General features: G+C 55.3%; 11 protein-coding genes and 1 pseudogene. 6 read left to right on the forward strand and 6 right to left on the reverse strand.

Annotated features, from left to right (window positions below):
- Positions 1-9 precede the first annotated feature (9 nt).
- The 4 genes from NRG23_RS03440 (at position 10) to NRG23_RS03455 (ending at position 5,747) form a co-directional block, all read left to right on the forward strand.
- Complete coding sequence (locus NRG23_RS03440) at positions 10-1,494, forward strand: TolC family protein (protein ID WP_257373769.1); 1,485 nt, start codon at positions 10-12, stop codon at positions 1,492-1,494.
- Positions 1,491-3,725, forward strand: a complete 2,235-nt coding sequence (locus NRG23_RS03445) for a type I secretion system permease/ATPase (RefSeq protein ID WP_257373770.1) — start codon at positions 1,491-1,493, stop codon at positions 3,723-3,725. Before NRG23_RS03440 ends, NRG23_RS03445 begins: the two co-directional genes overlap by 4 nt.
- Entirely contained in the window at positions 3,718-4,890 is a 1,173-nt protein-coding gene (locus tag NRG23_RS03450) for an HlyD family efflux transporter periplasmic adaptor subunit (protein WP_257373771.1), read from the forward strand. The genes NRG23_RS03445 and NRG23_RS03450 overlap by 8 nt, the downstream gene beginning before the upstream one ends.
- A gap of 95 nt (positions 4,891-4,985) precedes the next feature.
- On the forward strand, positions 4,986-5,747 hold the full coding sequence (locus tag NRG23_RS03455) for a hypothetical protein (RefSeq protein ID WP_257373772.1): 762 nt from the start codon (positions 4,986-4,988) through the stop codon (positions 5,745-5,747).
- Positions 5,748-5,902: 155 nt separating this feature from the next.
- Here the strand turns inward: NRG23_RS03455 and NRG23_RS03460 are convergent, their stop codons facing one another.
- The 5 genes and pseudogenes from NRG23_RS03460 to NRG23_RS03480 form a co-directional block, all read right to left on the reverse strand.
- Positions 5,903-6,343: a response regulator gene (locus NRG23_RS03460; RefSeq protein WP_257373773.1), complete on the reverse strand. Its 441-nt coding sequence runs from the start codon at positions 6,341-6,343 to the stop codon at positions 5,903-5,905.
- Between the two features lie 296 nt (positions 6,344-6,639).
- A pseudogene (locus tag NRG23_RS03465) lies at positions 6,640-7,782 on the reverse strand (IS3 family transposase).
- A 95-nt stretch (positions 7,783-7,877) separates the two neighbouring features.
- Positions 7,878-8,171, reverse strand: a complete 294-nt coding sequence (locus NRG23_RS03470) for a hypothetical protein (protein WP_257373774.1) — start codon at positions 8,169-8,171, stop codon at positions 7,878-7,880.
- A gap of 643 nt (positions 8,172-8,814) precedes the next feature.
- Positions 8,815-9,393, reverse strand: a complete 579-nt coding sequence (locus tag NRG23_RS03475; RefSeq protein ID WP_028683999.1) for a hypothetical protein — start codon at positions 9,391-9,393, stop codon at positions 8,815-8,817.
- A 489-nt stretch (positions 9,394-9,882) separates the two neighbouring features.
- Complete coding sequence (locus NRG23_RS03480) at positions 9,883-10,779, reverse strand: LysR family transcriptional regulator (RefSeq protein ID WP_257373775.1); 897 nt, start codon at positions 10,777-10,779, stop codon at positions 9,883-9,885.
- Between the two features lie 96 nt (positions 10,780-10,875).
- On the opposite strand from NRG23_RS03480, the gene NRG23_RS03485 reads away from it, so the two are divergent.
- Entirely contained in the window at positions 10,876-11,457 is a 582-nt protein-coding gene (locus tag NRG23_RS03485; protein WP_009049069.1) for an isochorismatase family protein, read from the forward strand.
- A 208-nt stretch (positions 11,458-11,665) separates the two neighbouring features.
- Complete coding sequence (locus NRG23_RS03490) at positions 11,666-12,634, forward strand: NmrA/HSCARG family protein (protein ID WP_198560288.1); 969 nt, start codon at positions 11,666-11,668, stop codon at positions 12,632-12,634.
- Between the two features lie 219 nt (positions 12,635-12,853).
- On the opposite strand, the gene NRG23_RS03495 is transcribed toward NRG23_RS03490, so the two are convergent.
- The gene (locus NRG23_RS03495; protein ID WP_257373776.1) at positions 12,854-13,744 is read right to left on the reverse strand and encodes a pirin family protein; all 891 of its coding nucleotides are present in this window, start codon (positions 13,742-13,744) and stop codon (positions 12,854-12,856) included.
- Between the last annotated feature and the right edge of the window lie 199 nt (positions 13,745-13,943).

Genomic DNA, 13,943 nt, shown 5'->3' on the forward strand with positions numbered 1-13,943 from the left:
AACGTTCAAATGCGTAAGCAAAACAAACATAGAAAACAGGCAGGCCACTTGAAGAGCAGAACCAAAGATGCAATGCGTGTGCGAGGCCGCACATACCTCACACAGCGTTTTTCGCGGTTGTCTTTTACCATTGCCCTTTGTGCTACGGGTTTAGCGGGTTGCGCCACCCAGCAAACAGAAGCGCCTGTGCGCAAAACACAGCGTAGTGCAGATGGAGTGCCCATTGTCACCCCAGCCGTTGTGGTTGCGGCACCGATACCGACAGCTGAGCCGCAACACCGTGTGGCGATAGACGGTATGACCCTCTCGGATGCAGTTGGTGTTGCGATTTCCCGTCATCCAGACGTCAGCCGCGCCAATGCAGTCATTGCGCAAAGTACCTCTGAGGTTGCCATTGCCAAGGCTGCCTGGTTCCCGACGATTGAGTACAGCGTGAGGCCCGGTTACGGTCAGAGTTATGGCAGCGGTGGCAGTAGCGCCGGAGCCACAGGAGTGCTTGGAGTCAATCAACTGCTCTATGATTTTGGGCGCACCTCGAGCCGAATTTCTGCTGCCGATTCGACGTTGAAAAAACATCAGTATTTGCTTGCCGATACGATTGAGACGGTCGGCTACAACACGGCAACAACCTTTGTAGAATTGGCAGCAAGCCAGGAGATGATTGCCGCTGCAGAGCGACAGGTTGCTGCCCTTGATCAAACGAGCAGCAGGATCGTCGATCGAGTCAAGGCAGGGATCTCCGATGCCTCCGACCAGAACCAGGCGAATGTTGCCATTCAGCGTGCCAAGGCCGAGGTCCTGAAGGCCAAAACTCGTTTTGATGTCGCGGTTGGCAGGCTGGCCGAGCTCAGCGGTGTGCGTCCCCGGCGTGTTGCAAACCTGGATGTGACGAGCAGCTTTATTTCCGGTCTCGGTGAGGGTGGTGGTGAGATCGATCAAACGCCGTCGATTCTCGCCGCCAAGGCAGCTATGGATGCCGCTCATGCGAAGGTCAAACAGATGGAGGCCGAGCGCTATCCTTCGATTGGCGTCGGTGTCAGCAGATCGCTTTCGACGGGGCGTGAGAATGTCAATGACGATACCTTTGTTGGTTTGACGCTTAGCGGCAGTTACTCGCTCGGTGGACTTGGCAGGCACAAGATAGCCGCGGCCGAGGATGAACGGCGTGCCGCAGCTGACGTTCTTGAGAGTCAACGTCTTATCACGCGCACGGCTCTGGGGGCAGCGGAAACGGAAGCCTCTGGTGCGGCGGCGCGACTAGAGAGTTACGAAGCAGTGATTGCCTTGTCCAGTGCTTCGCGCGATCTCTACTGGCAGGAATATACCCTCAACAAGCGTCCGTTGACTGACGTCATCAACGCCGAGCGTGAGATTTATTCCTCCGAAGTCGAGCGGATCAATGCTATCGCCGACGGCGTGCTGGCTAGAATCAAGGCCTATTTGGTTATCGGTAAATTCGTGCAGCTCTTGCGTAAGCAGGAGGGACGATCATGATTGAACATCCTTCTCATGCAGAGGCCTGTGTCGACCATGATGGGGTTGAGTCTCTCCCGATTAAACTTTGGGTCGATGCCATCCTTCTTGCCTCACGCCATCTCGGTATTGCTAGTTCACCGGAACTGGTTCGCAGCGCGTCCGCCTGGGAGGAGGGCAGCGATGCGGAACAGGCCATTGTCGGCATTGCCCATGCTGCCGGCTTGGCTGCACAGTTCGTAGATATCCAAAGCTCAGCTATCTCCCGTGTCATGCTGCCAGCCCTTGTGGCTGTTGACGACAACTGTATCGGAATGATTGTTGCGGTCTCGGAGGGGAGGGCGACGATCCGGTTTTCGGTCAATAATCAGACCATCGAACGTTCTTTGCTCCTGAACCATATCGGGACGCAGGGCAAGCACCGCCTGCTTCTGGTTCGTGAGCGTGAGTCGGTGCGTGACGGGCGCCTCGACACTTATCTGGCTCAGAAACCGAAATCATGGCTGAGAGGGATTTTCACCAGCAACTGGCGCACGTTAGTTGAGTTGGGCCTTGGATCATTTTTCGGCAACCTATTGGCGATTGCCACCTCGCTATTTGCGATGCAAGTGTGGGATCGGGTGGTGCCGGCCCGGTCGATCCACACACTCTGGGTGCTCGCATCAGGCGTAGCACTGGCGCTTATCCTGGAGATGCTGATCAGGACGGCTCGGGTCTCGATTGCCGATCGCTTTGGTAAAGAGGCCGATCTCAAACTGTCGGCGATGTTCTTCGCCAGAGTGCTCGATATTCGTAATGATGCGAGACCTCGTTCTCCGGGTACGTTGATTTCCCAGTTGCGCGATCTCGAGCAGCTTCGAGAGCTTCTCACGTCGAGTACGATGGGGGTTCTTATCGATCTGCCCTTCATCGTCACCTTCTTGTTCATCATCTGGGTGTTGGGCGGGCCGTTGGTCTATGTGCCGCTGGCTGCGATTCCGCTGCTCTTGCTGCTAGGCCTATTGGCTCAGATTCCCTTGGCCAGGCTTTCGAGAGAAGGGTTGAGCGAGACGGCGCTGAGGAACGCGGTCCTGATGGAAGCAATTTATCGCGCGGAGGACATTAAGATTCTTCAAGCAGAGCCCCGTTTCCGCAATCTCTGGAACAAGGTCAATAGCGTTACCGGTGATATTGGACTGAAGCAACGCTTTCTCGCGGGAATGCTGGTCAATTTGTCTCAGATGGTTCAGCAGTTGGCCTATGCGGGAGTCATCATTGCGGGTGTCTATGGCATTTTGGAGGGTGGTCTCTCATTCGGCGCGGTGCTCGCCTGCTCGATCCTGACTAGCAGGACGATTGCACCACTGGGTCAGATATCGGCGGTCCTGGGCCGGGTACAAAATGCGCGCGTTGGAAAGAAGGGCCTGGACAGTCTGCTTGCGCTGCCGGTCGATCATGACCCCGAAAGGGATGCCTATCACAAACCGACATTGGTTGGACGCTATCTTTTCGAGAATGTGGCCTATGCCTATGGGCCGCAAGAGAAGCCTGCGCTCAGCATTCCACAGCTCAAGATCGAGCCCGGAGAGCGGATCGCTATTCTGGGACGTGTCGGTGCAGGAAAATCAACGTTGCTACGCCTTGCCGGCGGCTTGGCTACCCCGGTTCAAGGCCGAATTCTGTTCAATGACACTAATATGAACCTGATTGATGTCGCTGACATTCGACGCGACATCGGCTTTGTTCTTCAGGAGTCGAGTCTGTTCTATGGCTCGCTTCGTGAAAACCTTTTGATAGGCAATCCGCTTGCCTCTGACGAGCAGATCCTGGAGGCGATGCGGATATCTTGTGCGGATCAGCTACTGCTCAATCAGCCGCATGGTCTCGATCTCAAGTTACGTGAAGGTGGGACTGGATTATCAGGGGGGCAAAAGCAAGCCCTCATATTGGCCAGGACCTTATTGCGATCCCCCAATATCCTTTTGCTGGACGAACCGACGGCCTCGCTGGATGAAGTCAGCGAAGTCGCGATTATTGAGCGACTGAAAGGGTGGCTTGGACAACGAACGCTTATTGTTGCAACGCATCGCTATGCGCTGCTCACGCTCGTCGACCGGATCATTGTCATCGAGGGCGGGCGGATCGTTCGGGATGGCCCGAAGGATGTGGTCCTGAACGCGTTGTCCCCCCCCCAAGGGCAGGGGCCAGGGACTTCAGAGCAACGTGAGTCAGGCGTTCAGTCATTGCGCAGTGAGGCGGCTGATCATGATTGATAGGTCTGCAATTTTGATGGATGAATCTCGTCTGCGTCCCGCCCGCAAACTTTTGTGGCTAGTCGTTTTCGCGTTGACGGTTGTATTTACGTGGTTTTCATTCGCGGAGCTCGATGAGGTGGCCGTAGGGGAGGGGAAGGTCACTCCCTCCTCGCGGGGGCAGGTCATTCAGAGTCTGGAGGGGGGAATTCTGTCTGAACTTTCCGTACGAGAGGGCGATATCGTCGAACTCGATCAGAAGTTGGCGACGCTCAATCCGGTTCAAGCTCGATCAGCCGCCGAGGAGGCGCTGGTTCGCGTCGTCGCATTGCAGGCTCGGGCCGCACGTTTGCAGGCGGAGATCAATGATCGTCTGGAAGTTGTCTTTCCGTTGGAGGTTCAGGCGGAAACTGAGGTCGTGGAGCGTGAGCGTGAGCTGTTCTTCGCAAATCGCCGTGCGTTCAAAGAAAACCTGACCAACCTTGAGCAGCAACAGCGTCTTGCCGAGCAAGAGTTGAAAATCGTAACTCCGCTCTTGAAGACAGGAGCGTCCAATGAGGTCGAGGTTCTTCGTCTCCGGCAAAAAGTCTCTGAGTTCACCACGAAAATTGGAGCGACACGAAGCGAGTACTACGTTGCTTTGAAGGTCGATTTCGCGAAAACGATGGCGGATCTGGAGCCGCTGCTCAAGGTGCGCGAAGGGCGGGCCGATCAGTTGCGCCGAACGGTCATTACCTCGCCGTCGCGCGGCATCGTAAAGGATATCCGGGTGTCGACGATTGGCGGTGTGGTTGGCGCCGGCGGTGTCCTGATGGAGATCGTGCCGCTTGGCGATCAGTTGCTGATCGAGGTGCGCCTCAGTCCAAGAGATATTGCGTTTATCCATCCAGGCCAGGAGGCGACGGTCAAGGTCACGGCCTATGAATCGTCGATCTACGGAACCCTTCCTGCCAGGGTCGAGCGTATCTCTCCCGATACGATCGAGGATCAGGTCGATAAGCGGATCTACTACTACCGTGTCTATGTCCTCACCGATCACGCTTATCTCGAAACGAAAGACGGTAAGCACCATCCGATCATGCCGGGCATGGTCGCGACAGCTGAGATCAGGACCGGACGCAAGACGGTACTCTCCTACCTGCTCAAGCCACTCAACCGGGCCGGCGAAGCGTTGAGGGAGCGATGATCAAAAATGGGCCTGGGCAAGTTGATCTGTTCGGGGAACTGCGGAATGTATTTGAACTGAAGCAACATCGGATTTCGAACAAACGGGAGAGTGTGATGCAATTGCCAGAACCAATACTCACGGCTGTCATGCAGCACTTTGATGCTCATCATCCGTTTTGGCACCTCGCTCGAGTGCAAGAGAGCGAGATGAAGTCACCCATGGAAAAGGCCACGTGGAAGAAGGCACGTAAAATGTTCCCGACCCTCAGGTTCCGTGATGAATCAGGGGCGGGCGAGGACTTTCTCACTTTCCATCGAGAGATGATGCGGGAATACAAATGGATTCTTGAGCGGTTTCCCGAAGCAGGCTTGTCTTACCTGCCATGGCAAAGAATCCCTGATGACGTGCGCCAGGTGATCGAGATGGAGTTCGGGCTACCGGTCGATCCAGGTCTTTCGAGCATTTCCACGCTGGTCAACTCCGGAACGCTTTCTAATATTGGCGGGTTCATCGAGCCCTGTCCGGCCCAGAGGTTTACCGAGGGCAGGGGACTGCATGATTTGTCCCACGGTGCTGTTGCCGAGATTGAGGAAAAGCAGGGGCTTGCGAGCGATTTCAGTATGGGGTCGCCGTCGACGGCTCACCGCAATGTTGTCTTCTATCAACTGCATGGTTGGATCGATGAGTGCTATGCCGCTTGGCAACGGGCGCATGGTCAGATACCGGATCTTAGTCCGAAAGCGCCATCCGGAATGCACCGGACGCAAACGGTGACGAAAACCATGAATAGAGAGAGCTTGCAGGATGCAGTCAGTGTCGTTGATCGAGTGTTGCGATTTGATCGCCGTTGGCTAGGTGGGCGTAAAGATCTGTAGTCTCCGTGGGCTGCGGCGATTTTTCAGGTGCTCTGGATTCATTGAAGAGGGAAGCGATGTCCCACTTCGTATTGTTGTCGGACATCGATAAGTGCGAGCTAAGTTTTTTCATCAAACAGGTACCGATGATCCAGCATCGCAACCAATGGCAGTCCTTATTTTCTTGAATGGGGTATTCGCTGTTCCAACTCTGGCAATAATGATGCGGATGTCAGCGGTTTGGAGAGGCAGCAACTGATAGGCAGTCCACACTGTTGAATGTCTTTGAGCAATGACCGCAATTGTTCGGGCTCAAGAGTGTTGAACAATGCGCTGAACAGGATGACATCTTTGATCAGGCCGCGCTCATGCAAGCGTGAGATCAATTCAATCCCTGACATGTCAGGTAAGTCGAGATCACATAACAGCAAATCAAAAGGTCGCTCGGTGGTTTCGGCTATTTCTTGTGCTTCGTTACCGTCAAGCGAGGGGCGCAAGTTGTAGAGTCCCAAGGAGTTCAACAGCACTTCCAGCGCAACCAACTGGAACGGGTGATCCTCTACGATCAAAATGCGCTGATGCTGCCAGAGGGGAGGTGGTGGGCGTCGGTCTGTCATAGCTAAGTCCTACGTCAAAACACGTGAAGTTGTTATTTTCGATTTTGTAATAATGTGGGAGATCTGGCGTAGATATAAGAGATTACTCGTCTAATATCAGTTAGTGGATAAGTGACTAGTTGTTCGTCGGATTATTGCCTGGCGTGCCAGGGGTTTGGTTGCTTGGGACGTTATACATTTACGCTCTGGTGGTGTGCAAGTTGAAGTTCAAGCTGTTGTAGTAATCTTGCGGAATACTGGTTTTTAGTAAAAAAACTATATTTAAATCCGTGGCAATGTGAATCGCCCCGGATTCTCTAGACACCTTGCAAGCTCATTGCGTAACGCTTTTCAAACTCTGCCGGTGACAGCTGATTGTTGAAACCATGACGGCGTTTTGCGTTGTAGAACATCTCGATGTAATCGAACACATCACTACGAGCATCTTGCCGCGAGGTGTAGATTTTTCGCTTGATCCGTTCCCGTTTCAGAAGCTGGAAAAAGCTCTCGGCCACAGCGTTGTCATGACAGTTGCCTCGGCGACTCATGCTGGCAACCAAATTGTTTGCCTTCAAAAAGCTGCGCCAATCGGAGCTGCTGTACTGGCTGCCTTGGTCGGAATGAACCATCACTTCTTGCTTCGGTTTACGCCTCCAAACCGCCATCAACAACGCGTCAATAGCCAAATCACTGGTCATCTGCGACTTCATTGACCAGCCAACGACCTGGCGAGAAAACAGATCCAACACCACAGCCAAATACAGCCAGCCTTCATAAGTGCGAATGTAGGTGATGTCGGTGACCCAAACTTTGTTGGGTTCTACGACATCAAACTGGCGCTTCAGCAAATTGGGTGAGGCGACCGCTGGCTTACCGCCGTACTTTCCAGGGCGGCGTCGATACCCAGCGCAGACCTTCAAGACGCATCAGCCTCGCTACACGATGGCGACCACAATCTTCACCGACCTCGCGCAGATCGTCATGGACTTTGCGATAGCCATAAACGCCGCCACTCTCCAGCCATGAATGCTTGATCAAACCCAGCAGTCGCTGGTCGTCTTTGGCGCGTACAGATTGCGGCTCGGACAGCCAGGCGTAATAACCGCTGGGATGGACTTTAAGCGTCAGACAAAGCCGCCGAATCGAATAGTCGCCCGCGCGCTGCTTGATAAAGGCGTACTTCAGCCGCACTCCTTGGCAAAGTACGCGGCGGCCTTTTTTAAGATGTCTCGCTCTTCAGTGACGCGCTTGAGTTCTGCTCGCAGACGACGCAGTTCAGCGTGCTGATCATCGTCTTGCTGTCGTTCTTCTTGAGGTTTGCTGTAGCGCTTTATCCAGGCATATAAGCTATGCGTCGACACGCCAAGACGGGCCGCCACATCAGCGACAGGCAGCTTCTTTTCGGTCACTTGATTGACCGCTTGGATTTTGAATTCTTCGGGGTAACGCGGGTTGCTCATGGCACCTCCTGATTGGCCTCAGTTTAAGGCAAAGAGGTGTCTACGAAACCCGGGGCGATTCAAATACCACAACTGGTTGAGCGTAGCGCAGTGCCTCAGTCACCATCACGAATGGAGACCAAACCCAAATCGCCCTCAGGTGATCGAGAGCCATCCTCAAACAGGTTCGAGACTCTTCGCTCTTGCTTGAGGTACGCTAGGGTGGAAAAGAAGCAGTGCTCGCATAAATGCACTTCATATCGCTCGCCGTCATGTGATGCACCGTAGCCCCAATGTGCCTGCAGCGTCCCATACTGAAAATTGCCGTTAACCTGACGGGTAGAGTCATCGCACACGTCACAACGGACGTCGGTCACCGCCTCGACTTCCACACGGCCAATGATTTTCATGGTTCATCCTCGTACTCGTACGCCATCTTCTTATAGCTTAGAGGGCCGGGCTTTCATCTGTGGGTTATCGGTCGACGCGCAGATTAAAGCTGATCTCGTTTACCACCCCTGGATTTCCAGTGCTACCTGCCAAGAAAACTAAATTTTTCGAGAAATGCGGGCGATCAAATTTAGCGTTTTTACTTCTCGACATTTCACATGTTTAGTTCTGAGCGCTAAGGTCTTACGAAGCACATGAACACATCTGACATAGTATCTGATTTAACATAATATACATTATGCGTATATCTATATGGAGGCTTGGGGGGTGTGGGGCGGCAGATTTGAAGCCAGGCCCCGATCACTCTGCCGCAGCTCGCGTCTGGACCTCAGCAATGTAATCCAGATAATCCAGGACAAACGGATCCTGAGTCCTTTGCTCCTATCCAGAACCCCACCGGCACTGGATCGGAAAATTTCCAGCTGCTTGACTCGTACGGATACCGGCTGTTGGTGAACACGTCGCGGTATCTCTCGAAATTCGTAACGCCTGCAAAAGATCGAGCCGGAGAATGCCAAACTCAAGAAGCTGCTGGCCGAGGCCCACCTGCACATCGAATCACTGAAGGTGGGCTTTGGGTGGTCGCCAGGATGGTCAAGTAGTTTACCGACAGAGCTCTCTGTATTGATTCACGTTGGAAACTGCAGAGTCTAGTGTTGTTGTTTTGTATTTAAAGTAGCGGATTTTATTTGCCTGAGCTGGTCCAACATTACCGAAATATTCTTCCCAAGCGTTACTCTTAGTCAGTAAGTCAGAGAGCATGGTGCTTAGGTCGTTTGCCATCCAAACTGTCTTGTAGCCTTTAATCTCGCCAGGAGCTGGACTCTTATGCTCGACATAATTAACCACCATGTATTTTTTCTCGTAGGCCATAAATACCGTATACACTGTCCCGGCTGACTGCTTGAACCAAGGGATAACAACAAAGTGATGAACCTTTGGTTCCGGACTATCCGTACTAAAGTGCCAAACAGCTGTCTCCGAGTGCAAGCCACGAAATAAAAGTGCCTGATCGATTTGGTACTTCATGCTCCCATTATTTGTAATTTCATCATTGCCAACGTCATCTTGCACCTTCCCATAAACAGCGCAGCCCATTTGAACTGACACAGAAGGACAATCATTCAACTCCATGAGTGTCTTGTTATTGTTTATTGCCTTAATCAGATCTTCCCCTGTCATGTCTCTTGGCTCCTGCCCAGATATTTAACACGTATTTGAAAATAATTAAGATCCCTATCCTTGGTGAGGATAGCTTCGATCCGTCCTTTATCAAAGGTCGCCAGTACCATGACCACCAGCACATGCATATCCAATCTCAACGCCCTGCCCCGACACGCCTCAGGCAATAAGCGGCCTTGCAGGCACAGGCAAACGTACGGATATGAGAAGGCTCAAACCGCCCTGGCATCGGGTGTGGATCCTGTATGGGAAAAGGGAGAGTCGACCATGAGAAATATCCGCCCTGCCCTCTGGGTGGCATCGAAATGTAGGTAGGCAGAACCGACCGATAAACTCGGCCAATCTGGATAGGCAATCCCAAAATTCCGCCTAGTTCAAAATGTTATCCCTTCTCCCCGCCGGGTTTTGCCTGGAGGGTTGGCGAGAAGTCGACAAAGCGCCGGGACAAGAGGGGCGGCGCCGCATGTGGGCGTAGGCAAAAGCTGCGCGTTAGTGATCGTGCAGCTGGATCCGCTCGGAGAGCAGATCGACGAAGGAGACCACCTTTGGCGAAAGATGACGTCTCGTTGGGTAGAGCGCATGCACGGGGATCTCCGCAGAGCACCAGTCGACGAGCAAGGGCAGCAAGCGCTTATGGCGCAAGTCATCGGCGCAGAAGAGCTGGGGTAGCCATGCGATCCCCACGCCCGCGAGGGCGGCCTCGCGAACGATCTCCATGTCATTGACCGTCAGACGTGGGGTAACGCGGACCTCGACACGTTTGCCCCCCGACTCCAGGGGCCAGACGTGCGGTGCGGCTCCGCCGCCGAATGCGACGCATGCGTGGCTCGTCAGTTCGGCAGGCGTCTTCGGGAAGCCATGGCGTTTGCAGTACTCGGGTGCCGCGACGAGCATGAACTTCGCTTTTCCGAGATTACGCGCAACAAGGGTCGAATCGACGAGCTCTCCCGCTCGAATGGCCACATCGAAGCGTTCCTCCACGAGATCGACAAGACGATCGGAACACACCATCTCGACGGCCACGTCCGGATGACGAACCAGGTACTCGGCGACGATCGGTCCGAGCGTGCTGGACGACATGGGAGCCGCGACCCGCAGCACGCCGCGCGGCGCCCCACGCATTCCCGCCACTGCGCTCTCGGCCTCCTCGATGTCGCTCATGGCCGGAGAGACACGTTCGAAGAGCAGACGGCCCGCCTCGGTGAGGCCCAGTTTACGCGTCGTGCGCTGGATAAGCCGCTCACCGACCCGTTCCTCCAGGTCAGAGATCTTCCGGCTCACTGTGGACTTCGGCAGGTTCAAACGTCGCGCTGCTTCACTCAGGCTCCCCGCCTGAATGACCCGTACGAAAATCAAGAGTTGGTTGAGATCGGTCGTTCTATTCATGGAACGATGTTGCCAAAATAACATGGCTTGTGCAACGAAATGACAGAACCTATTGTGCACGTGAAGCGTCGGTAACCACCAGACAGGAAGCGAACCATGCATAAGAATGTCTATACCGCAGAAAACGCCGCGATGCTGCTGATCGACCATCAGACGGGGACGATATCCTGGACGCGATCGCACGACGTCGAGCAAGTCAGGAAGAACGCCGTGCAACTCGCGAAGATCGCCAAGGGTGTCGGCATGCCACTGGTACTGACCTCAAGCATGGAGGAGAACATCCAGGGCCCGCTGATTCCCGAGCTAGAGGAAGTCGCACCGGACGCCTTCGCCAAGCGGGTCAAACGCACGGGAATCGTTAACGCGATGCACGACCCGAACTACAGCAACACGGTCAAGGCCACAGCAAGAAAGAAGGTCATCGTCGCCGGTATCACAACCGAGATCTGCGTCGTCTTTCCAGTGCTCCAGCTGCTTGACGAGGGGTATCACGTTCAAGTTGTGACGGACGCGTCTGCTTCTTTCACAAAGACAGGGGACGCCGCCGCGCTGCGGCGTATGGAGCAGGCCGGAGCCGTGATCACGTCGACGGCACAGGTCGTGTCGGAGCTGGCCGTCGATTGGACCACCCCGCGAGGACAGGCGCTCGCCGAGTTGCTCGGCCTCGGGCTGGTGTGACAACACGTTCGGCCCCGGACACCAGGGACGACGAGCAACCCACTCAGCCGCCGTGATGTGCTTCGTCTCGGCGGCACCGCACTGGCCGAAGCCTGCAAAGAGTCCCCACAAACAAGAACGAAAACACCATGACGACAAGCGTCAAGCCCCCCTGCTCTACCCAGGCACAATCAGCGTCCGCGCGATATCGCTCAGCGCACGCATAGGAGTGAGCAGCGGTCCGATTACGCATCTCGTGAATCCCTCTGACCTGGGGGGGCTCGTCAAGCTATTTGTGTTCCTTGATCTCTTCGATAAAACAGTCGAGTTTCATACCATGACTTTCAGAACCATCGTTGTTCTAGGTGCCACTGGGCAACAGGGCGGTGCCGTGATCCGCTCATTATGGACCGAAGGCCATTGGCGCATTCGCGCGCTTTCGAGAAAGCCGAGCTCCAACGTGGCGCAGCAATTGGCCGCGAACGGCATCGAGGTCGTTGCGGCCGACATGGATGACTATGCCTCACTGCGAAGCGCCTTTGCCGGCGCCCATGGAGTTTTTTCCGTTCAAGGTTCAGAACAAGGCACGCAGATCGAAACTCGCCGGGGCATTGCCGTGGCGGATGCTGCGCTAGCTGCAGGGGTAGAACACTTCATCTATGCATCGGTGGGAGGAGCCGATCGGCGCTCGGGCGTAGCGCATTTTGAAAGCAAGTGGCTTATCGAGGAACACATTCGCAGTATTGGTCTACCCGCCAGCATCGTTCGTCCAGCGTTCTTCATGGAGAACTTTAGTAAGCCTGCACTACGAACCGTGCTATTGGCGCTGTTGCGCAGCTATGTGCCCAAGACGAAGCCACTCCAAATGATTGCAACGGCCGACATTGGCGATTGGGTTGCACAAGCCTTCACCCATCCGGGTGAGTCTCTTGGCAAGTCCGAGGAAATCGCCGGCGTCGAGCTGACCCGCGCGCAGATCGTCGCCGCCCTCAAGGACCACGGCTGGTCGGCCGGCCTTCCCTTCCCACTGCCCAGGTTGCTATTACGTCCATTGCCCCATGACGTTCGGAAGATGTTTGAGTGGTTTGGGGAGGCCGGCTACCTCGCCAACATACCGGCGCTGCTGGAGCGCCAGCCCGATGTGCGTACCTTTGACAAATGGCTCGTTGAACAACGTGGTAGGCCGTCGGGCACATAACCATCTGGCGATGTTCGACCTGCGACTGCTGACCCCGTCGGTGTGCCTCCTGTGCATGTTGTTCGCGACTGACTTCCTGTAGAGCGACTCGCGAGGGCGTCGTAGTCGCAAGCCAGGATCGACATCAAAGTGGCGCCCATCATTTTTGTAGTGATGGACGCCACTTTCGAGTCGGGGCCATGAATGTTTCTTCTCTTCTTTCTGAATCACGTCCCGGCCTCAGATCGACCAGAGCGCGTAGCTCTGCTTGCCCTCGGCGCGAAGTTGATGCCCTATGCGGCGGATCTCGGCCTCGCCCCGTCGCAATGCCTCGACGCTGGTATGCACAGAGTAGTGGCCGAGCACCAGTTCGTGAGGGTGCTGCTTGGCCGAGCCAAGCACGAACTGTGTGTCACCCTCCGCGACTAGTTCGATGGCCGTCTCGCGGTGCTCGAAGATCGCGATCTCTCCACGTGTGATGCGAGATGACGCATGCAGCGCACCATCCATCAACGATAGCCACGCGACGTCATGCCCCAATGGCGGGAGGAACGTCCATCGTTCGCCGTCCTTCAGCGTGACCAGGAGGTACGTCATTGGCGGCGCAACGATGGGGCTCGAAAGACCGTTATACGAGCCGAGGATCACCCGCACCGAGCCAACGTGGGGCACATCTTCGGGCATCACGTAGTGGCTCATGCTAGGCGCATTTTCAAGATCGGGTGGGAGCGCCACCCAGAGCTGGAAACCTCTCACGGGCGCCGAGTTCACGGTACCGGTGTGCCAAACACCGCCCCCCGCCTGCATCCATTCCACGCCGCCGGCGGGCAATACGCCCACGCTGCCCGTCGTCTCGGCGTATTGGACCGAGCCATCAAGAAGGACGGTTACTGTGGCAATACCTGAGTGCGGGTGCCAGCCAAGTTCAAGAGAGGGGGCATGCCCCCCCTCAAAATCGAAGAGATCGAGGAATACGAACGGCTTGATGAACCCACCCCAGTCAGAGGGGCTCACGAGCCGCGTAATCGGGCCGCTGCTTATCCCGCGCGCCCGGTGAACGATGTCGCGTGGACGCTGATTGTGCCCGAGGTGGAGCTGGGTGTTTTCGCGTTCTGTCGTGCTTGTCGTCATGGTATTCGTCCTTTCCACGCCATCAGGATGGGGGCGTGGTGTTTCAGGTCGGTTTCCTGCGCCCAAACCCCGTCTTCCATGAGCAACGACACGGTAACGACGCCGGAATGGAAGTGCCAAAGGAAGCCGTGTTGCCGCGGACTAAGGGTTTGGTTAGCTGGCCAATTTGCGTTGGGATGTCATCTTTCTGCGATCCACC

It is taken from the genome of Pseudomonas sp. T8 (assembly GCF_024610635.1).
GTDB classification, from domain to species: Bacteria; Pseudomonadota; Gammaproteobacteria; order Pseudomonadales; family Pseudomonadaceae; genus Aquipseudomonas; species Aquipseudomonas chlororaphis_I.

Coding starts and splice junctions, on each gene's coding strand:
- NRG23_RS03480 (WP_257373775.1), bottom strand. CDS start 10,779: ATGAATAGAACGACCGATCTCAACCAACTCTTGATTTTCGTACGGGTC.
- NRG23_RS03450 (WP_257373771.1), top strand. CDS start 3,718: ATGATTGATAGGTCTGCAATTTTGATGGATGAATCTCGTCTGCGTCCC.
- NRG23_RS03440 (WP_257373769.1), top strand. CDS start 10: ATGCGTAAGCAAAACAAACATAGAAAACAGGCAGGCCACTTGAAGAGC.
- NRG23_RS03475 (WP_028683999.1), bottom strand. CDS start 9,393: ATGACAGGGGAAGATCTGATTAAGGCAATAAACAATAACAAGACACTC.
- NRG23_RS03455 (WP_257373772.1), top strand. CDS start 4,986: ATGCAATTGCCAGAACCAATACTCACGGCTGTCATGCAGCACTTTGAT.
- NRG23_RS03495 (WP_257373776.1), bottom strand. CDS start 13,744: ATGACGACAAGCACGACAGAACGCGAAAACACCCAGCTCCACCTCGGG.
- NRG23_RS03445 (WP_257373770.1), top strand. CDS start 1,491: ATGATTGAACATCCTTCTCATGCAGAGGCCTGTGTCGACCATGATGGG.
- NRG23_RS03485 (WP_009049069.1), top strand. CDS start 10,876: ATGCATAAGAATGTCTATACCGCAGAAAACGCCGCGATGCTGCTGATC.
- NRG23_RS03470 (WP_257373774.1), bottom strand. CDS start 8,171: ATGAAAATCATTGGCCGTGTGGAAGTCGAGGCGGTGACCGACGTCCGT.
- NRG23_RS03460 (WP_257373773.1), bottom strand. CDS start 6,343: ATGACAGACCGACGCCCACCACCTCCCCTCTGGCAGCATCAGCGCATT.